The organism is Streptomyces sp. NPDC002676 (assembly GCF_053592455.1).
Window position 1 is genome coordinate 1,030,630 of the sequence record NZ_JBSFVT010000001.1, and the last position, 19,352, is coordinate 1,049,981.

At 71.7% G+C, this 19,352-nt stretch carries 19 protein-coding genes; 7 read left to right on the forward strand and 12 right to left on the reverse strand.

All coding sequences use genetic code 11. The annotated features are described in order from the left end of the window. The first annotated feature begins 18 nt into the window (after positions 1–18). The 3 genes from ACWD3E_RS04900 to ACWD3E_RS04910 are packed head-to-tail and all read left to right on the forward strand — an operon-like array spanning position 19 to position 1,110. Entirely contained in the window at positions 19–276 is a 258-nt protein-coding gene (locus ACWD3E_RS04900; protein ID WP_451386107.1) for an acyl carrier protein, read from the forward strand. Between the two features lies 1 nt (position 277). After that, positions 278–757, forward strand: a complete 480-nt coding sequence (locus ACWD3E_RS04905; protein ID WP_451386108.1) for an SRPBCC family protein — start codon at positions 278–280, stop codon at positions 755–757. Between the two features lie 20 nt (positions 758–777). Beyond that, entirely contained in the window at positions 778–1,110 is a 333-nt protein-coding gene (locus tag ACWD3E_RS04910; RefSeq protein WP_451351716.1) for a TcmI family type II polyketide cyclase, read from the forward strand. A 77-nt stretch (positions 1,111–1,187) separates the two neighbouring features. Here the strand turns inward: ACWD3E_RS04910 and ACWD3E_RS04915 are convergent, their stop codons facing one another. Together ACWD3E_RS04915 and ACWD3E_RS04920 are read right to left on the reverse strand one after the other, a co-directional pair. Continuing rightward, entirely contained in the window at positions 1,188–2,183 is a 996-nt protein-coding gene (locus ACWD3E_RS04915; protein ID WP_451386494.1) for a methyltransferase, read from the reverse strand. A 73-nt stretch (positions 2,184–2,256) separates the two neighbouring features. After that, positions 2,257–3,399 carry a right-handed parallel beta-helix repeat-containing protein gene (locus ACWD3E_RS04920; protein WP_451386109.1) on the reverse strand — a complete coding sequence of 381 codons (1,143 nt, stop codon included), beginning with the start codon at positions 3,397–3,399 and terminating at the stop codon, positions 2,257–2,259. 182 nt (positions 3,400–3,581) lie between these two features. On the opposite strand from ACWD3E_RS04920, the gene ACWD3E_RS04925 reads away from it, so the two are divergent. Beyond that, positions 3,582–4,739, forward strand: a complete 1,158-nt coding sequence (locus ACWD3E_RS04925) for a ferritin-like domain-containing protein (RefSeq protein ID WP_451386110.1) — start codon at positions 3,582–3,584, stop codon at positions 4,737–4,739. A gap of 37 nt (positions 4,740–4,776) precedes the next feature. Here the strand turns inward: ACWD3E_RS04925 and ACWD3E_RS04930 are convergent, their stop codons facing one another. The 4 genes from ACWD3E_RS04930 to lipB all read right to left on the reverse strand — a co-directional run bounded on the left by ACWD3E_RS04930 (position 4,777) and on the right by lipB (position 7,844). Continuing rightward, entirely contained in the window at positions 4,777–5,466 is a 690-nt protein-coding gene (locus ACWD3E_RS04930; protein WP_451386111.1) for a DUF4191 domain-containing protein, read from the reverse strand. A gap of 69 nt (positions 5,467–5,535) precedes the next feature. Next, positions 5,536–5,733, reverse strand: a complete 198-nt coding sequence (locus tag ACWD3E_RS04935) for an SCO2195 family GlnR-regulated protein (protein WP_451386495.1) — start codon at positions 5,731–5,733, stop codon at positions 5,536–5,538. Positions 5,734–5,958: 225 nt separating this feature from the next. Continuing rightward, positions 5,959–6,924: a lipoyl synthase gene (lipA, locus tag ACWD3E_RS04940; protein ID WP_451386112.1), complete on the reverse strand. Its 966-nt coding sequence runs from the start codon at positions 6,922–6,924 to the stop codon at positions 5,959–5,961. Between the two features lie 122 nt (positions 6,925–7,046). Further along, positions 7,047–7,844, reverse strand: a complete 798-nt coding sequence (gene lipB, locus ACWD3E_RS04945) for a lipoyl(octanoyl) transferase LipB (RefSeq protein WP_451386113.1) — start codon at positions 7,842–7,844, stop codon at positions 7,047–7,049. A gap of 254 nt (positions 7,845–8,098) precedes the next feature. Here lipB and ACWD3E_RS04950 point away from each other — a divergent pair, with 254 nt between their 5' ends. Continuing rightward, positions 8,099–9,565, forward strand: a complete 1,467-nt coding sequence (locus ACWD3E_RS04950) for a regulator (RefSeq protein ID WP_451386114.1) — start codon at positions 8,099–8,101, stop codon at positions 9,563–9,565. A 16-nt stretch (positions 9,566–9,581) separates the two neighbouring features. Here ACWD3E_RS04950 and ACWD3E_RS04955 read toward each other — a convergent pair whose 3' ends face one another. Next, the gene (locus tag ACWD3E_RS04955; protein WP_451386115.1) at positions 9,582–10,946 is read right to left on the reverse strand and encodes an NAD(P)/FAD-dependent oxidoreductase; all 1,365 of its coding nucleotides are present in this window, start codon (positions 10,944–10,946) and stop codon (positions 9,582–9,584) included. A gap of 157 nt (positions 10,947–11,103) precedes the next feature. Beyond that, complete coding sequence (locus ACWD3E_RS04960; RefSeq protein WP_451386116.1) at positions 11,104–12,000, reverse strand: TIGR01777 family oxidoreductase; 897 nt, start codon at positions 11,998–12,000, stop codon at positions 11,104–11,106. An 80-nt stretch (positions 12,001–12,080) separates the two neighbouring features. Between ACWD3E_RS04960 and ACWD3E_RS04965 the strand changes: the two genes are divergently transcribed. Beyond that, the gene (locus ACWD3E_RS04965; RefSeq protein ID WP_451386117.1) at positions 12,081–12,572 is read left to right on the forward strand and encodes an N-acetyltransferase family protein; all 492 of its coding nucleotides are present in this window, start codon (positions 12,081–12,083) and stop codon (positions 12,570–12,572) included. A gap of 20 nt (positions 12,573–12,592) precedes the next feature. Here ACWD3E_RS04965 and ACWD3E_RS04970 read toward each other — a convergent pair whose 3' ends face one another. Continuing rightward, positions 12,593–13,777: a MarP family serine protease gene (locus tag ACWD3E_RS04970; RefSeq protein WP_451386118.1), complete on the reverse strand. Its 1,185-nt coding sequence runs from the start codon at positions 13,775–13,777 to the stop codon at positions 12,593–12,595. A gap of 181 nt (positions 13,778–13,958) precedes the next feature. Between ACWD3E_RS04970 and ACWD3E_RS04975 the strand changes: the two genes are divergently transcribed. Beyond that, positions 13,959–14,774, forward strand: a complete 816-nt coding sequence (locus ACWD3E_RS04975) for a peptidoglycan recognition protein family protein (protein ID WP_451386119.1) — start codon at positions 13,959–13,961, stop codon at positions 14,772–14,774. Between the two features lie 79 nt (positions 14,775–14,853). Here ACWD3E_RS04975 and ACWD3E_RS04980 read toward each other — a convergent pair whose 3' ends face one another. Genes ACWD3E_RS04980 through aceE form a run of 3 tightly spaced genes read right to left on the reverse strand, consistent with a single transcriptional unit; the run spans position 14,854 to position 19,212 of the window. Further along, positions 14,854–15,372: a DUF4240 domain-containing protein gene (locus ACWD3E_RS04980; RefSeq protein ID WP_451386496.1), complete on the reverse strand. Its 519-nt coding sequence runs from the start codon at positions 15,370–15,372 to the stop codon at positions 14,854–14,856. A 6-nt stretch (positions 15,373–15,378) separates the two neighbouring features. Beyond that, positions 15,379–16,446 (reverse strand): helix-turn-helix transcriptional regulator, encoded by a 1,068-nt coding sequence (locus tag ACWD3E_RS04985; protein ID WP_451386120.1) that lies wholly within the window; start codon positions 16,444–16,446, stop codon positions 15,379–15,381. Between the two features lie 54 nt (positions 16,447–16,500). After that, positions 16,501–19,212, reverse strand: coding sequence for a pyruvate dehydrogenase (acetyl-transferring), homodimeric type (gene aceE, locus ACWD3E_RS04990; protein ID WP_451386121.1), 2,712 nt, complete (start codon positions 19,210–19,212; stop codon positions 16,501–16,503). Between the last annotated feature and the right edge of the window lie 140 nt (positions 19,213–19,352).

Consider the following 19,352-nt stretch of genomic DNA (forward strand, 5'->3'; position numbering starts at 1 on the left):
CCGAAGGAGAGGGAACCTATGAGTGACCGCATCACCGTGCAAGAGCTGTCCGAGCTGATGAAGAAGGCCGCCGGAGTCACCGTCCCGCCGGACGAACTCCAGGAGCGGTGCGACACCGGCTTCGACGCCATCGGCGTCGACTCGCTCGGTCTGCTCGGCATCGTCGGCGAGCTGGAGAACCGGCACGGAGCGCCGATGCCCCCCGACGCGGAGCGTTGCAAGACGCCCCGCCAGTTCCTCGACCTCGTCAACAGCGCACTGCCCGCGGGAGCCTGACATGTCCGGACACACCCAGAACGAGATCACCATCGCCGCGCCCGTCGACCTGGTCTGGGACATGACCAACGACGTGGCGAACTGGCCGCAGCTGTTCACCGAGTACGCCACCGCCGAGATCCTCGCCGTGGAGGGGAACAAGACCACCTTCCGGCTCACCATGCACCCCGACGACAACGGCAAGGTGTGGAGCTGGGTCTCGGAGCGGGAGACGGACCGCGCCCACCTCGCCGTCAAGGCCCGCCGCGTGGAGACGGGCCCCTTCGCCTACATGAACATCCACTGGCAGTACGAGGAGGTACCGGCCGGCACCCGGATGGTCTGGACGCAGGACTTCGAGATGAAGCCGGACGCGCCCGTCGACGACGCCTGGATGACCGACAACATCAACAAGAACTCCAAGATCCAGATGGGTCTGATCCGGGACAAGATCGAGCGGGCGGCGGCCGGTCAGCGGCCCGCCTCGGTCCTGGCCGACTGAGCCGGACGGAGGAGACACACGTGCACCAGGCCCTGATCGTCGCCCGCATGGCCCCGGGCTCCGCCCCCGACATCGCCAAGGTGTTCGCGGACTCCGACCGGGGAGAGCTGCCGCACCTCGTCGGAATCGTGCGGCGCAGCCTCTTCCAGTTCGGCGATGTGTACATGCACCTCATCGAGTCCGAGCGCGAGCCCGGACCGGCCATCGCCAAGGTCACCTCGCACCCCGAGTTCAAGGATGTCAGCGACCGCCTCTCGGCCTACGTCAGCGCGTACGACCCGGAGACCTGGCGGTCCCCGAAGGACGCGATGGCCCAGCGCTTCTACCTCTGGGAGCGCGACGCCGGCGCCTGAGCCGAGGCCGGAACACACCGGTGCCGGGCCCGCGACGGACGCGGGCCCGGCACCGGTGTGTTCCGCAGGGAGTCGGCTCACTGTGCAACCGTGCAGTCGAACGCGTGCAGATAGGGGTTGACCGGCCGGATGCCGTCGATGGTCAGGCCCGCGTCCGTCAGCCGCGCCGTCATGCTGTCGGTGGTGTGCTTGGCCCCGCCGACGTTCAGCAGGAGCAGCAGGTCCATGGCGGTGCTGAAGCGCATCGACGGGGTGTCGTCGACGAGGTTCTCGATGACCACGACCCGAGTTCCGGGACCGCCCGCCTCGACGACGTTGCGCAGCAGCCGGGCGGTGGACCGGTCGTCCCACTCCAGGATGTTCTTGATGATGTAGACGTCGGCCTTGACCGGGACGGACACGCGCACGTCGCCGGGCACGATGTGCGCCCGGTCCGCGAGATCGCCGCCCGTGCGCAGCCGGGGCAGGGCATTCTCCACGACCCTCGGCAGATCCAGCAGATAGCCCTGCATCGCCGGGTACTTGTCCAGCAGGCTCGCCACCACGTGCCCCTGCCCGCCGCCGAGGTCCGCGACGGACCTGCTGCCGGACAGGTCCAGGAGCGCGGCGACCTCGCGCGCCGACTGCTCGCTGGACGTCGTCATCGCGCGGTTGAAGACGTCGGCCGACTCCGGGGCGTCCTCGTTCAGGTAGACGAAGAACTCCTTGCCGTAGAGGTCCTCGACGACGTTCTTCCCGGTGCGCACCGCCTCGTCCAGCTTCGGCCAGGCGTCCCAGGTCCAGGGCTCGGTGCACCACAGGGAGATGTAGCGCAGGCTGTTGGGGTCGTCCTCGCGCAGCAGCCGGGACATGTCGGTGTGAGTGAACGTTCCGTCAGGCCGCTCGGCGAAGACGCCGTAGCAGGACAGAGCGCGCAGCAGCCGGCGCAGCGGCTTCGGCTCGGTCTTCACCGCGGCGGCGAGGTACTCCACGGTCATGGGGGCGTCCCCGAGTGCGTCGGCGACGCCCAGCCGGGCGGCCGTACGGACGGCGGCGGCACAGGCCGCCCCGAACACGAGCTCTCTCAGCCGCATCGACGGCGGAGGGGCAGTTGGCGCGGTCATGTGCCGCCTTCTTTCCTTGCGTGGGTGGGTTACGGCCGTCCGGTCAGCACAGACCCGCGGGCTTGGAAGCCCGGCAGGAGTTGCCCTGGAAGGTGTTGGCGCTCTTGGTGGCCTCCTGGTTGACGAGGTCCGCCGGGGTGTTGGCCGCCAGCTGGTTGCCGGTGATCCGGTTCCGCTCGCTCGTGACGCCCACCATGCTCTTGAACAGGACGATGCCGCCCGAGAGGGGAGAGGTGCCGGAGTTCCCGTGGACCACGTTCCGCGTCACCAGGGTGTCGTCGACGCCGGTCAGGACGATGCCGGAGCCCTGCAGGAAGGGCAGCCGGGCGGTCTTCTTGCAGTACTTGTTGTTCTGGTTGGCGCGGTTGTCGATGACGGTCACGGCGGACGTCTTCGGCTTGTTCTCGTCGCCGACGACGAACACACCCGTGCAGTTGCCGGTCATGGAGTTGCGCTTGACGGTGACGTTGCGCAGTCGGCGGACCGTGATGCCGACCCGGTTGCCCTCCAGGTTGTTCCGGTCGACCACCGTGCCCTGGGTGTCCATGGCACCTTGCTCGGCCTTCACGTCGTTGGCGAGGAACAGGCCCGCGTCACCGTTGTTCCGGGCGACGTTCTGCTGGAACACGGCGCGCGTGGAGTGTTCCTGGGCGATGCCCCACTGCCCGTTCTTGTCGGCGACGACCCGCCTCACGGTCAGATGGTCGGTCCCCATGGACCACAGGCCGATCCGGGGGAAGCCCTTCAGGGTCAGGTCGGTGACGGTGACGTCCTTGAGGGTGGTGCCCTTCGTCCCGACGACACAGATGCCGTTGCCGCCGTCGGGACAGCTGACGGAGGCCTGCACGGCGCTTCGCGTGGCCTTCGGGGTCGCGGTCGCGGTCGCGGTCGCGCTTGCGCTCGCCGTGGCCGCCGCGGCCGTCTGGGCGGCCGTCGGCATGATCACCGTACCGGGGCCCACGCCCCGCAGGGTCACTCCCGGCGTGTTCACCGTGACGCTCTCGTGGTACGTGCCGCCGAGCACGAGCACCGTGTCGCCGGGCTCGGCGGCGTTCACTGCCTTCTGGATCGACTGACCCGGATGCACCACATGGGTCCGGTGGGCGGCCGAGGCCGCGGTGCTGCCGCAGGCCACGGTGAGAAGCGCCGTGGTGCATGTGAGGTATGTGATATGGCGTTTTGTCACACTCTGAAGGCTAGGAGTGCATGAGCCGATGACCAGCCGGATGCGCCATTCGGCGGCGTGTCCTCCAGCCCCCGGCCTGTGCACCCCGGGAACGGCGGCCCCGGCTGCTAGTTTCGCCCGCTGTCGAAGGTTCCCGGACGTCTCGGACCGGGGCGGGGACAAGGCTGGGAGCGGAGGCGGCGGTGACCGGTACGAGGGCAGCGGCGGACGGTTCGGACGGCCTGGCACCCGCCCCGTTCAGACGCAGGAGCTTCCTGGCGTCGGCAGCCCTGGCGGCCACCGCGCCGGTGGCCGCCGCCGAGCCCGCGCAGGCCGCCGCGCTGCCGGCCGGCGGGCCGCCCGACCCGCCCGGCTGCCATTCCGTGGCACACCTGCTGGCCGTACTCGAGACCCACCGGGGAGTCGACTGGCTCAGGAAGGCCCTGCAGGTCGCCGTGGCGCTCGAACTGTCCACCATCCCGCCGTACTTGTGCGCCCTGTGGTCGGTCAAGGATCCCGGCTGCGAAGCCGCGCGGCTGATCCGGCGCGTCGTCCTCGACGAGATGTACCACCTGGGTGTCGTCTGCAACCTGCTCGTGGCCGTGGGCGGCCGGCCGCGGATCAAGGACGCGGCGCTCGCCTATCCCGGACCGCTGCCCGGCGGTGTGCACCGCGGGGTGAACGTGTACCTGTCGGGCCTCACCAGGTCCTTCGTGCACGACGTGATGATGGCCATCGAGGCCCCCGACATCCCGCTCACCCGCGAGTCGGACGCGACACGCGACGCGCCCAGCATCGGCGACTTCTACGGCCACCTGCTGCGGGCGTTCAAGGTCGTGGCTCCGCAACTGTCGACGCGGGGTCAGCTGTCCAGCCGGATCGGCTCTGACGTACTGCAGCCGGTCCGGAGTCTCGACGACGTCGAGCACTCACTGGAGATCATCAAGGAGCAGGGCGAGGGCACCGACAGCTCCCCGGACGATGCCTTCAAGGACGACCACCCGGCGCACTACTACGCCTTCGGCGAGATCTACCACGGGCGGCGGCTGCGCGAGGGTGGCGGCGGCTGGCGCTTCACCGGCCCGGCCGTGCCCTTCCCCGCCGCGCACCCCATGGCCCGGGTTCCGGCCGGCGGCTGGCCCCACCCGCCGGCGCGGGTCCAGCGGCTGCTGGACCAGTTCGACAGCACGTACAACGCCGTGCTGGACGCGCTCGACGCGGCCTGGGGCGACGGCGGCGGGCGCTCACTGGGCGCGGCGATCCACGCCATGCGCGGACTGGAGGCCCCTGCCGTGGAGCTGATGGAGATCAAGATCCCCGACGCACCGGGCCACTACGGCCCCCAGTTCCGCCGTCTCTGAAATCGGTTCCGACGTCCGCTTTGACGTCGGTGACGCCTCAGCGGCCCTTCGGCATCCGCATGCCCTTGGGCATGGGCCCCTTGGGCAGCGGCATGTTGCTCATCAGGTCACCCAGGGCGCGCAGCCGGTCGTTGGTGGCCGTCACCTGGGCGCCGGTCAGCACGCGCGGGAACTTCAGCATGGTCGTGCGCAGCTTCTTCAGCTCGACCATGCCCTCGCCGTCGCCCACGATCACGTCGTGCACCGGCACGTCCGCCACGATGCGGTTCATCTTCTTCTTCTCGGCGGCCAGCAGGCTCTTCACCCGGTTCGGGTTGCCCTCGGCGACCAGCACGATGCCGGCCTTGCCGACCGCGCGGTGCACCACGTCCTGGCTGCGGTTCATCGCCACCGCCGGCGTCGTCGTCCAGCCCCGGCCGATGTTGTCCAGCACGGCCGCGGCGGCGCCCGGCTGGCCCTCCATCTGACCGAAGGCGGCCCGCTCGGCACGGCGGCCGAACACGATCGCCGTCGTCAGCAGGGCGACCAGCAGGCCGAAGATGCCCAGATAGACCGGGTGACCGATCAGGAATCCGATCGCGAGGAAGACACCGAGCGTGCCGATGCCGACGGCCGCGAGTACAAGACCGATCGTCTTGTCGGCCTTGCGGGTCATCTTGTACGTGAGAGCGATCTGCTTCAGTCGCCCTGCGTTCGCGGCGTCCGCCGCGGGTTCCTTCCTCGCCATGCCACGAAGTCTACGTGGCCTCGGGAGTGCCGACGACGCCAGTGCCCGCGAGTCCCCGGGCCTGCGAGGTCAGGAGCGGGCGGCGGCCTGGTCCAGGACGCGCTGCGTCTCGACCCGGTCCTTCGCACGGCGGCGGTCCTCCAGGACGGAGGTCCAGGCGTTGCGGCGGGCGGTGCGCTGACCGCCGCTCATGAGCAGGGACTCGACGGCGCGGAGCGCGTCGGTGAAGGACGGGATGGCGGTGGCGCGAACGTGCGCGGCCTGCATGATCGAGGTCCCCCCTCGGTACGGGTGTACGTCCTGTGATGTCAGGGTCACTGATTGGTGTTACCAGGGCGTGTCCGACCGGTCAAACACCAATGAAACCTTGACGCCGAGCCTTGGCGGAGCCTTGAAACACTGACGCGGCCCTGACGTACGCCCTCATCAGCGAGGACGGTCAGGACCGCGTCGACTCGGCCATTACTGGCCGGTAATTACTTGTGCGCGAATTCACACAGCCTGCGTGGCGACGTACGTGCCCCGCTTCTCGATCGCCATCTGGTAGAGGCGGCCGGCCCGGTACGAGGAGCGGACCAGCGGGCCCGACATCACACCGGAGAAGCCGATCTGCTCGGCCTCCTCCTTCAGCTCCACGAACTCCTGCGGCTTCACCCAGCGCTCCACCGGGTGGTGGCGCACGGACGGGCGCAGGTACTGGGTGATGGTGACCAGCTCGCAGCCCGCGTCGTGCAGCTGCTTCAGCGCCTCGCTGACCTCCTCGCGGGTCTCGCCCATGCCGAGGATCAGGTTGGACTTGGTGACCAGGCCGAAGTCGCGGGCCTCGGTGATGACCTTCAGGGAGCGCTCGTAGCGGAAGCCGGGGCGGATGCGCTTGAAGATCCGGGGCACGGTCTCCACGTTGTGCGCGAAGACCTCGGGGCGGGAGGCGAAGACCTCCGCCAGCTGCTCCGGGACCGCGTTGAAGTCGGGGGCCAGCAGCTCGACCTTGGTACGGCCGCTCTCCCGCTCCGCGGTCTGCTGGTGGATCTGGCGCACGGTCTCGGCGTACAGCCAGGCGCCGCCGTCCTCCAGGTCGTCGCGGGCGACGCCGGTGATGGTGGCGTAGTTCAGGTCCATGGTGACCACGGACTCGCCGACGCGGCGCGGCTCGTCACGGTCGAGCGCCTCGGGCTTGCCGGTGTCGATCTGGCAGAAGTCACAGCGCCGGGTGCACTGGTCACCGCCGATGAGGAAGGTCGCCTCGCGGTCCTCCCAGCACTCGTAGATGTTCGGACAGCCGGCTTCCTGGCAGACCGTGTGCAGACCCTCGCTCTTCACGAGCTTCTGCATCTCCGTGTACTCGGGACCCATTTTCGCCCGGGTCTTGATCCACTCGGGCTTGCGCTCGATGGGGGTCTGGCTGTTGCGGACCTCCAGGCGCAGCATCTTGCGTCCGTCGGGTGCGACTGCGGACACGACCGGCTCCCTGCTGATTGCTTGAGTAATCTTCGATTCTTCGGCGTACACCAGCGTACGCCCGTGTTAACTGAGCCCTGCTTGTGAGGCCAACCTCGTACCCGCAGGGCACATTCCCCAGATCAGGCAGTTGCCTTCTCGATCACACGCGGCTTGAGGTCCGCGTTCTCCAGGATGTCCTTCAGGTGGCGCTCGGCCACCGGCAGGACATCCTCGATCGAGATGTCCCGGCCCAGCTCGTTGGCCAGCGAGGTGACGCCGGCGTCGCGGATGCCGCACGGGATGATCCGGTCGAACCAGGCGTTGTCCGGGTTCACGTTGAGGGCGAAGCCGTGCATCGTGACGCCCTTGGCGACCCGGATGCCGATCGCGGCGATCTTGCGGTCCTCGCGCCGCTGGCCCGCGTTGGAGGGGGCGTACTCGGGGCCGTTCAGCCGGGGGTCGAACTCCTCGTCGGTGAGCCGCGGGTCGAAGTCGAGGGAGAGTCCGCCGAGCCCGGGGCGCTGTTCGAGAGGGTCGCCGAGCACCCAGACGCCGCTGCGGCCCTCGACCCGGGTGGTCTCCAGGCCGAACTCGGCACAGGTGCGGATCAGTGCCTCCTCCAGGCGCCGGACGTGCGCGACGACGTCCACCGGGCGGGGCAGCTTCTGGATCGGGTAGCCCACCAGCTGGCCGGGGCCGTGCCAGGTGATCTTGCCGCCGCGGTCCACGTCGACGACCGGGGTGCCGTCCAGCGGGCGCTCGTTGTCCGCGGTGCGGCGGCCGGCGGTGTACACCGGGGGGTGCTCCAGCAGCAGCACGGTGTCGGGGGCCTCGTCGGCGAACCGGGCCGCGTGCACCCGGCGCTGCTCGTCCCAGGCCTCCTGGTACTCCACGGCATCCGCGCCGAACCCCATGCGGACGAACCGCAACTCACTCACGGCAAGCGCCTCCCTCGGCTTCCCCGGCGACGGGGATGGGTGTGTCAGGCACGTAAAGCGCCCACGCCACTGTACGTCCGGTCGGGGTACGTCAGCCCTGTGGGCAATCCTCACACGATCGGATGAATACACGTCGAAGCGTGCGACCGCCTGCTCACTCTCCGCTACATTCGCGCCGTTCGTGAGGCCGAAAGGGCTGCTCACAGGCAATCCCGGCACCTCAGAGGCCTGGAAGGCAGGAGACCGCACAGCAGATGACGGAACGACCCGCGCAGCGCACCCCCAACCGCCAGCTCGCCGCGCTCATCGCAGAAGCGGGGTTCTCCAACGCGGGTCTGGCCCGTCGCGTCGACCAGCTCGGCCTGGAACACGGGCTGGACCTCAGATACGACAAGACCTCGGTCACCCGGTGGCTGCGCGGCCAGCAGCCCCGCGGCACGACCCCCGCCCTGATCGCCGAGGTCTTCACACGCCGGCTCGGGCGCCGGCTCACGGCCCAGGATCTCGGCCTGGACGCCTGTGCGCCGGTGTACGCCGGGCTGGAGTTCGCGGCCACCCCCGAGGAGGCCGTGGACATCGTCAGCGGGCTGTGGCGCAAGGACTCCGGCAGCCATGCCGAGCTGCGCAAGATCGCGTTCACCCCGGCGGGGCTCGTCGTGCCCAGCCGGGACTGGCTGATCGGCAAGGCCGACGACAAGGTGGCCCGCGAGCCGGCACCCCGGGTGCCCGCCCAGGGCCGCACCGGCATCCTCAGGACCCTGCCGCAGCCCGTGATGCTCACGCCCCGGCCGCGCCCGCACGCCGAGCGGGCCCCCGGCCACCGGGTCAGCGCCGGCGACATCTCGGCGCTGCGCTCGGTCGGCGGGCTGTTCCGCACCCTCGACGACCAGTTCGGCGGCGGCCACGCCCGGCAGGCCCTCGTGCGCTACCTGGAGCACGAGTGCGAGCCGATGCTGCGCGGCAGCTACGCCGAGCAGACCGGCCGCCGCCTGTTCGCCGCCGCGGCCGACCTCACCCGGCTCGCAGGCTGGACGTCGTACGACATCGCCGCGCACGGGCTCGCCCAGCGCTACTTCGTCCAGGCCCTGCGGCTCGCCCAGGCGGCCGGCGACCGGGCCTACGGCTCCTACGTCCTGGTCACCATGAGCCGCCAGGCCGTCTACCTCGGGCACGGCAGGGAGGCGGTCCAGCTCGCGCGGGTCGCCCAGCAGGGGGTCGGCACCGGCGCCCCGCCGGTAGTGCAGGCGCTGCTGCACGCCTGCGAAGCGCGGGCGCACGGTGTCCTGGGCGAGGTGCGGGCGTGCACCGGCGCACTGGTGCGGGCCGAGCGCGCCCTGGAGGCGGCCCGGCCCGGGGACGAGGTGCCGTACTGGGCCACGTTCTTCGACGAGGCCCAGCTGGCCGACGAGCTCGGCCACTGCCACCGCGACCTTCAGCAGTTCCGCGCAGCCGCCCAGCACGCCGAACGCTCCCTCCAGCTGCGCGCCCCGGCCTACGCCCGCAGCCGCCTGTTCTGCCGGGTCGTCCTCGCCACCGCCCGGCTCGGCCTCGGCGAACTCGACCAGGCCTGCGTGCTGGCCGCGGAAGCCGCCGGGCAGGCCGCCGAGATGCGGTCCGCCCGAGCGATCGAGTACGTCAGGGACTTCGAGCGCCGCCTGGAGCCGTACAAGGACGCGGCCCCGGCCCGGGGCTACCGGGAGAAGGTGGCGGCGCTGGGCTGAGCAGGGTTCGGGTGGGTCATGCCGCCCTCGGCAGGGTCGGGGCCGGGTCCGCGGTGTGCATCGAGCCCGCCGCGCCCAGGTCCGCCAGAACGGCCGACGCGGCGCGGTGGGCGGAGTGCAGGGCGCCCTGGACCGTGCTGGTGTCGCGGTGGTCGCCGCAGACGTACAGGCCGGCCAGCAGGCGGACCGGGCGGCGCAGGTCGTGCGGGGGGCGCATCGCCGGTACGGCCTCCGGGGTGTGATGCACCGCCAGCGTCTCCCAGCGGCGCGTCGAGACGCCGTAGAGCCGGGAGAGGTGGATGCGTACCGCGGTGTCGATCCCGTCCTGCGGCGGGCCCAGCACGGTCGAGGAGATCAGCACCCGGCCGGCGGGCGCCCGGCTCGGGTCCACGTTGCTCAGCACCGCCGTGTGCGCGACCGGCCCGCCGCGGTCCGCGTCCAGCAGCAGCGAGGTGCCCGTCGAGAAGGCCGCCGCCGGCTCGTCCGTGGTGTGGTGGACCACGGTCACCGGGTGGAAGTCCGGCACGCGCAGGCCCGGCAGCAGCTCGGCCGCGGCGCGCGCGTCGGTCGCCAGCAGCACCGCCCGGCAGCGGATCTCCCCGTGCTCGGCGGTGGTCACCGACGTGGTGGACACGGAGGTGACCCGCACCCCGGTGTGCACGGTGCCGGGCGGCAGCGCGCGGGCCAGCAGCTCCGGCAGCGCCTCCGCACCGCCCTCCGGCACGCACAGCCGGCCGCTCGCGAAGGCGCGCAGCGCGAGGTCGGCGCACCTGCTGGACGTGGTCAGCTCCGGGTCGCACAACAGGGCGGCGAGCAGCGGGCGCAGGAAGCCGTCGACCGTGCGGGCGGGCACCCCGCGGGCCGCGAGGGCCTGCGCGGCGGGCAGTTCGGGGCGGGCCAGGAGGCGTTCCACGGGCGTGCCGGCGATCCTCCCCAGCGCGGCGCCGAGCCGGGCCTGGTCGACCGCGCCGCCCAGCGGGGCCGCGGACCGGCCGGGCGAGACCGCCGTACCCCTGGGGGCGCTCGCGAGGGCGCGCACCACATGGAGTGCGCCCCGTGTGCTCCCTGCGCCCGCCGGAGCGCCCGCGTGCTGCCGGCGGCCGTCGCGGTGCAGCAGGACCCCGGGAGCGAAACGGCGCAGCACCAGGCCGTCGAGGCCCGGAGCGCGGCGGAGTTCGGGATGGGACGTCGACAGCAGTTGTCCGACGCGGTCGAGCCGGAAGCCGTCGATCTTCTCGGTCGACATGCGTCCGCCCGGGCAGGAGGCGGCCTCCAGGACCGCGGTCGTGACTCCTGCGCTGGTCAGCCGGTGAGCCGCCGAGAGACCGGCGGTGCCGGCTCCCACGATGACGACGTCCACCTGGTTCGCGGGCTCAAGCACGAGGCCCTCCTGTGGTTGCGCTGGCCGGTGGAGACGTCATGCCCCCAACGAGCTCCAGCGATACTCCAGTTCGCGTCGAGGTTAGGCCTGTGCTCGGTCATAATCAGTCGCGCATCGACAGAGCACGGTCGCATGGCGGTCGCATACGGTCACACGCTCAACTCGCGGCGCGAATGGCGTCGTCGATCCCCGGAAACGCGAACCCGAACCCCGACTCCAAGAGCCGCCTCGGCAGCACCCGCTGACTGCCCAGCACGTCCCCGGCCATCTCGCCCAGCACCACCCGCAGCACCGGCGCGGGCACCGCGCACAGCGTCGGCCGGTGCAGCACCCGCCCCATCGCCTCGGTGATCTGGCGGTTCGTCAGCGGCTCGGGCGCGGTCAGGTTGAACGGCCCGGACAGCGCCTCGTTGTCGATCAGATGCCGGAGCGCGGCGACCTCGTCGTGCAGCGCGATGTACGACCAGTACTGCCGCCCGTTGCCCAACTGCCCCCCGAGCCCCGCCCTGAACAGCGGGAACAGTCGCCCCCAGGCCCCGCCGCTGCGGGCCACCACCAGACCCGTCCGCGCGAACACCGTCCGTACGCCGGCCTCCTGCGCGGGTGCCGCAGCCGCCTCCCACTCCACGCAGAGCGAGGGCAGGAAACCCTCGCCCGCGGGCGCGTCCTCGTCCACGGCCCGGTCCCCGGTGTCGCCGTAGAAGCCGATCGCGCTGCCGCTCACGAAGACCCGCGGCGGCTCGGGCAGCGCGGCCACCGCCTCGGCCAGCGCCGCCGTGCCCAGCACCCGGCTGTCCCGGATCCGCCGCTTGTACTCCGCCGTCCAGCGCCGGTCGCCCACCCCGGCCCCCGCCAGATCGACCACCACGTCGCAGCCCGCCAGCCCGGCCGCGTCCACGTACCGCCCCTCCGGGTCCCAGCAGACCTCGTCCGTTCCCCGCGCGGCACGGCGGACCAGGCGCACCACCTCGTGCCCGTCCGCGGTCAGGGACCGCACCAGCGCGCTGCCGATCAGACCGGACGCCCCGGCCACCGCGATTCGTGAAAGTGGCATGAGCCCAGCATGCCGTCCGGCGAGCCGGATCCCCGTAAATCCCGGCGGGTTTCCCGAACGGCCGTCATAGGGTGACCGCCATGTCCGAACAGCTCTCCACCCGCATCGCCGTCGCCGACGACGAAGAGGAACTGTCCGCCCTCGACCGGGCCACCTGGTCGACCCTGCACGCGGTGTCCCCCGAACCGCAGCCGCCGTACAGCCCGATCTTCGACGAGCGCCACACCCCGGACGACTTCCTGGTCGCCGAACTCCACGGGCGCCTCGTCGGCTACACCCGCCTCGGCCACCCGACCCGGCTCGCCTCCAACGCGCACGTGCGCCAGATCCAGGGCCTGGCCGTCGCCGACGACGCCCGCGGCAAGGGCGTCGGCCGCGCGCTGCTGAGGGCCGCGGTCGAGGAGGCGCGCAGGCGCGGCGCGCGGCGCCTCACCCTGCGCGTGCTCGGGCACAACACCCCGGCGCGCAGGCTCTACGAGTCCGAGGGCTTCGTGGTGGAGGGCGTGCTGCCGGAGGAGTTCCTGCTCCAGGGCGCGTACGTGGACGACATCTTCATGGGTCGTGCCCTGTGACCCCCACGAGCTGACGACCGCTATGAACTGACCAGCTCGCCCGTGTCCACCGGCACCGTCGCCGATGCCGCGAGCGACGCGTCGCCCGCCACCTCGTCCGCCGTCAGCACGTACCCCGTCTCGGCGTCCGAGGTGGACCGAGCGAAGACCACGCCGAACACCCGGCCGTCGGTGGTCAGCAGCGGTCCGCCCGAGTTGCCCGGCCGGACCGTCGAACGGATCGAGTAGATCTCCCGGATGACCGTGCGGTCGCCGTAGATGTTCCGGCCGCTCGCCCGCACCCGGTTCGCCACGGTCGCCGCCTGCAGGTTCAGGCCCCCGTCCTGCGGATAGCCCGCGACCACCGCCGCGTCCCCGCGCACCGCGCTCGTGTCGAAGCGCAGCACCGGCGCCTGCAGCCCCGGCACATACAGCACCGCCACGTCCCGGTCCGGGTCGAAGAGCACCACCCGGGCCGCGTACGACGGGCCGGTCCCGCCCACCCGCACGCTCGGGCGGTCGATGCCCGCCACCACGTGCGCGTTGGTCATCACATGCCCCGTGGAGTACACGAAGCCGCTGCCCTCCCGGCCCTCGTTCCCGGCTGCGCCCTCGATCTTCACCGTGCTCAGCCGGGCGGCGTCCGTCGCGGCGGGCGTGACGCTGTCGCCGGAGGGCCGGGCCACCCGGGCCGTCGACTCGTTCTCGAACGGGTTGAAGACCTGCGGGAACCCCGCCTCCGTCAGCGCGGACGTGGCCCGCGAGAACCACCCGGGCGTGGTCTCCGGCATCGCCTGCTGCACCGCGCCCAGCAGCGTCGAGTTCCGGATCGCCGTCGTCAGCATCGGCGACGCGGACGCGCCCAGCACGCTCGCCGCCACCCAGGCCACGATCAGTACCGCGACCGAGTTGGCCACCGCCCCGCCCAGCCCGTCCGCCACCCGCAGCGGGCCCTGGTCCAGCTCCCCGCGCAGCCGCAGCGCCAGCCGGCCCGCCAGCTCGTGCCCCACCACCGCCGGCACCAGGACCGTCAGCACCGCGAGCACGATCGCCGCCGTCGACCCGCGCGCCACCAGGCCCGTCACCCACGGCAGCACCCACACACCGACCGCCGCGCCGCCGACGAACCCGGCCAGCGACACGCAGCCGGCCACCAGTCCGCGCAGGTAACCGGACACCGCGTAGCCGAGCATCACCAGGACGAGCAACAGGTCGAGCAGGTCCACGGAGCCGCCTTCCTCTCGGGCCCCCTCATACGGGCGGGACGGGCCCGACGATCAGTCGCGCGAGCCTGTATCCATCTGTGTCGAGCATGTATCACCAGAAACGTCCTGAACCCGGATGATGGTTCCGCCAGGTGGCACAGTGCACATCGCGGGCACGGCGGGACAGTCCGACAGTGGGACCATGCCTCTTGCTCGAAGAACCCGCCGCATACCCCGCCCCGTGCTGGTGGTGCTCGGCTGTCTGCCCGCCCTGACCGCCGTCGTCGCGCTGGCCCTGTGCGCCCGCGGTGTCGAAGAGGTCGCCGCGGTCGACCTCGACCGCCCCGCCGACACGGTCCGGGCCCCTGCCGCCCAGCCGGCGGCCCACCGCGCCGCCCAGCCGCACATCGTGCCCCGCTCCGTCTGGCTGGACAGCACCACCCGGCGGGTCCAGCCGCCCCCGCGCTACGACGACCGCGTGGTCGCCGTCTTCATCCACCACACCGACTCGCCGAACCTCTACGACTGCGCCGACGTGCCCGACATCATCCGCCACCTGTACACGGGCCAGACCGGCGCCCGCCAGTGGGACGACATCGGCTACAACTTCCTCGTCGACCGCTGCGGCACCATCTACGAGGGCCGCGCCGGAGGCGTCGAGCGGCCCGTCATCGGCGCCCACACCCAGGGCTTCAACCACCGCACCGCCGGCATCGCCGCCCTCGGCACCTTCACCGAAGGGGAGACCGTGCCGCAGGCCATGACCGACGCGATCGCCGCCCTCGCCGCCTGGAAGCTCGGCCTCGCCGACGTGGACCCGCGCGGCTACGCCCGTCTGCTCTCCAGCAACAGCCTGAGCCGTTTCCCGGCGGGCACCGCCGCCATCCTGCCCGCCGTGGCCGGCCACAACGACGGCTACATGACCACCTGCCCCGGCGCCGCCCTGACCGCACGCCTCCCGGAGATCAGGGAGACGGCAGCCCGTCTCCAGGGCCGCGCGCCCGCCGCGAAGTCATAGCCGGAGGTCGTTGCCCGGAGGTCGTTGCCCGGAGGTCGTTGCCTGGAGGTCGATTTCCGTGACGGATTCAGCGGCGGATTCAGTCCTTGAACCGTTCCCAGAGTCTGGGATAGAGCTCGGCGAGGACCGCCTCTTTCTCGAAGTCGATCGGGGTGCCCTCCGGCTCGGCGGGCCCCGGCGCGATGCCGAGGTCGGGGGCGACCGTGCCGGTCAGCTGCTCGTACGCCTCGTCGGCCGCGTACCCCAGCTCCTCGCCGTCGCCGTCGATCTCCTCGTCGAAGTCGCCGAGCAGGTCGGCGAGCGCGTCCGGTTCGTGCAGGGCGCCCTCGAAGACCTCCCGGCCCTGCCCGATCAGCCAGCACCGGAAGAAGTCGAACGCGTCGTCGCTCGCCCCGTCCAGCAGCACCCAGGCGGCGCCCCACAGGTCCCAGCGGTAGGCGCGGTTGTACCGGGACTCGAAGTGACGGGCGAAGTCCAGGACCGACTCGGGGTCCAGCTGGAGCAGCCGCTCCACGAGCACGTCGGCCTGCTCCTCGGGGTCGCCCTCGGCGGCCTCGCGGGCGCCGTCCACCAGCTCCCAGAACTCCGACTCTTCCATCACGGGTCAAGCATCGGTCCTGAGCGGGTGGGGCGCACGTGGAGTACCGCGAAGTACGGCTTCGTGCGGCGGATCGTTATCGACAGATCGTTGCCGGCGGTACAGCTCCGCGATCCGGGCCGCATCCGCCGCGAACCGCTCCCGCAGTCCCGCCGGCGCCAGCACCTCGGCCTCCGGCCCCAGCGCGGTGAGCTGCGTGTGCGCCACCTCCTCGGACTCCACGGGCAGGGTCAGCGTCACCCACCCCTCGGCGTCCGGCTCGCCCGCAGCCCTGAGCGCCTCGCGTGCGGCCAGGGGATCGACCGCGTACGGCAGCCTGCGCACGCCCTCGGGGGAGAGCCGCACGACGACCTCGGCGCGCAGGATCGACCGGGCGAACCGCTCGGCCTGCGCCGCCCAGTGGCCGGGCAGGTCGAACTCCGGGTCGCGGGTGAAGCGGTCGGCGAGGGCGTCGGCGGAGGTGAAGCGGTCGATCCGGTAGGTGCGGAAGGTCGGGAAGGAGTCACCTCCGGCCGCCCGGGCGCACAGGTACCAGACGCCCGCCTTGAGCACGAGCCCGTACGGCTCCAACTCCCGCTCGACCTCCGCGTCCCCGCGCCGATAGGCGGCGCGCACTCGCCGGTCGTCCCACACCGCCTCCGCGATCACGGGCAGCAGTGCGGGCGTCTCCGGCTCCCGGAACCAGGCCGGAGCGTCCAGGTGGAAGCGCTGAGCGGCGCTGTCCGGGGCGTCCCGCAGGGAGGGCAGCAGCGCGGCGGAGACCTTCAGCCGGGCCGCGGAGGCGGCATCCTCCAGCCCCATCTCCCTGAGCGCCCCCGGCACCCCGCTCAGGAACAGCGCCTCCGCCTCGCTCCGCGCCAGCCCCGTCAGCCGCGTCCGGTACCCGCCGACCAGCCGGTACCCCCCGGCCCGCCCCCGGTCGGCGTACACCGGCACCCCGGCCTCCGACAGCGCCTGCGCGTCGCGCGTGACGGTCCGCTCCGAAACCTCCAGCTCCCGCGCGAGTTCGGCGGCGGTCATGGCGGGGCGGGACTGGAGGAGGAGCACCATCTTGATGAGGCGGGCTGCGCGCATACCGCCATCATGCAGTGAGGCCCCCGCCGGAGCGGGGGCCTCACTGGTCTGCTCTTACAGCCCGTACTTCTCGCGGGCTTCCTTCACCGCCGTGGCCTTGGCCTCGCCGCGCTTGGCGAGCTGGGCCAGGGCCGCCACGACGATCGACTGGGCGTCGACGCCGAAGTGGCGGCGGGCGGCCTCGCGGGTGTCCGAGAGGCCGAAGCCGTCGGCACCCAGCGAGGAGTAGTCCTGCTCGACCCACTGCGCGATCTGGTCCGGGACCTGGCGCATGTAGTCGGACACCGCGAGGACCGGGCCCTCGGCGCCCTGCAGGGCCTGGCGGACGAACGGCACGCGCTCCTCGCCGCGCAGCAGGGCCGCGTCGGCCTCCATGGCGTCCCGGCGCAGCTCCGACCAGGAGGTCGCGGACCACACGTCGGCGGCCACGCCCCACTCCTCGGCCAGCAGCTGCTGTGCCTGAAGGGCCCAGTGGATCGCCGTACCGGAGCCCAGCAGCTGGATGCGCGGGGCGTTGGCCGGGACGGTGACGCCCGCGGACTCCGCCGTGTTGAAGCGGTACAGGCCCTTGACGATGCCCTCGTCGATGCCGAGACCGGCCGGCTTGGCGGGCTGCGGCAGCGGCTCGTTGTAGACCGTCAGGTAGTAGAAGACGTTCGGGTCCTCACCCGGGGCCGCCTCGCCGTACATGCGGCGCAGACCGTCCTTGACGATGACCGCGATCTCGTAGGCGAACGCGGGGTCGTACGTCAGCGCGGCCGGGTTGGTCGCGGCGATGACCGGGGAGTGGCCGTCGGCGTGCTGGAGGCCCTCGCCCGTCAGGGTCGTACGGCCCGCGGTCGCGCCGACGAGGAAGCCGCGGCCGAGCTGGTCGCCGAGCTGCCACATCTGGTCGGCGGTGCGCTGCCAGCCGAACATCGAGTAGAAGATGTAGAAGGGGATCATCGCCTCGCCGTGCGTCGCGTACGCGGTCGACGCGGCGATGAAGTCGGCCATCGAACCGGCCTCGGTGATCCCCTCGTTGAGGATCTGGCCGTTCTTGGCCTCCTTGTAGTACATCAGCTGGTCGCGGTCGACCGGCTCGTACGTCTGGCCCTTGGGCGAGTAGATGCCGAGGGAGGGGAAGAGCGACTCCATACCGAAGGTGCGCGCCTCGTCGGGGACGATCGGCACCCAGCGCTTGCCCGTCTCCTTGTCGCGGACCAGGTCCTTGACCAGACGGACGAAGGCCATGGTGGTGGCCACGTTCTGGGAGCCGGAGCCCTTGTCGAAGGAGGCGAAGGCCTTGTCGGCGGGGGCGGGCAGCGGGGCCAGCGCGTGCGTACGGCGGGCCGGGGCGGGGCCGCCCAGGGCCGCGCGGCGCTCCTGGAGGTAGCGGACCTCGGGGGAGTCGGCGCCCGGGTGGCCGTAGGGGACCACGCCGTCGGCGAAGTCGCTGTCCTTGATCGGCAGGCCGAGCAGGTCCCGCATCGTCTTGAACTCGTCCACCGTCAGCTTCTTCATCTGGTGGTTGGCGTTCTTCGACGCGAAGCCCTCGCCGAGGGTGTGGCCCTTGACCGTCTGGGCCAGGATCACGGTCGGCGCGCCCTTGTGCTCGACGGCGGCCTTGTACGCGGCGTAGACCTTGCGGGCCTCGTGGCCGCCGCGCGAGAGGTGGAAGCACTCGAGGATCTTGTCGTCGCTCAGCAGCTTCGCCATCTCGGCGAGGGCCGGGTCCTTGCCGAAGAAGTCGGCGCGGATGTAGGCGGCGTCGCGGGTCTGGTACGTCTGGATCTGCGCGTCCGGCACCTCGCGCAGGCGGCGTACGAGCGCGCCCGTGGTGTCGAGGGCGAACAGCTCGTCCCAGGCGGAGCCCCACAGCGTCTTGATGACGTTCCAGCCGGCGCCGCGGAACTGGGCCTCCAGCTCCTGCACGATCTTGAAGTTGGCGCGGACCGGGCCGTCGAGGCGCTGCAGGTTGCAGTTGATGACGAAGGTGAGGTTGTCCAGCTCCTCACGGGCGGCGAGCGCGAGGGCCGCCGTCGACTCCGGCTCGTCCATCTCGCCGTCGCCGAGGAACGCCCACACGTGCGAGGCGGAGACGTCCTTGATGCCGCGGTTGGTCAGGTAGCGGTTGAAGCGCGCCTGGTAGATCGCGGAGAGCGGGCCGAGGCCCATCGACACCGTCGGGAACTCCCACAGCCAGGGCAGGCGGCGCGGGTGCGGGTAGGAGGGCAGGCCGTTGCCGCCGGCCTCCTGGCGGAAGTTGTCGAGGTGCGCCTCGTTCAGGCGGCCGTCGAGGAAGGCGCGGGCGTAGATGCCGGGGGAGGCGTGGCCCTGGATGTACAGCTGGTCGCCGGAGCCGGCGGCATCCTGGGCTTCCTTGCCCTTGAAGAAGTGGTTGAAGCCGGTCTCGTACAGCCAGGCGGCGGAGGCGAAGGTGGCGATGTGGCCGCCGACGCCGTACTTGCTGCCCCGGGTCACCATCGCGGCGGCGTTCCACCGGTTCCACGCGGTGATGCGGGCCTCCATCTCCGGGTCACCGGGCAGGCCCGGCTCGGCGGAGGTGGGGATGGTGTTGACGTAGTCCGTCTCCAGAAGCTTCGGCAGCGCGATGCCGCCCGCCTCGGCACGCTCCAGCGTGCGGCGCATCAGGTACGCGGCACGGTGCGGCCCGGCCTCCCTGGCCACGGCGTCCAGGGAGGCCTGCCATTCGGCGGTCTCCTCCGGGTCGCGGTCCGGGAGCTGGTCGAGCGCGCTCGGCTGGATGGCGTTGGGGTCGGTCATGTCGCCGCCTTCCTCAGTCGAAGGGGGTTCCCTGTGAGGGTTTCGGGGTGCCCTTGGTCTTTGGCAGGACAGGGCAGCGGACTTCGGTGGAAGTCCGTCGGCGACTGTAACTCCCTGATCGATGATCGATCAAAGGGTTG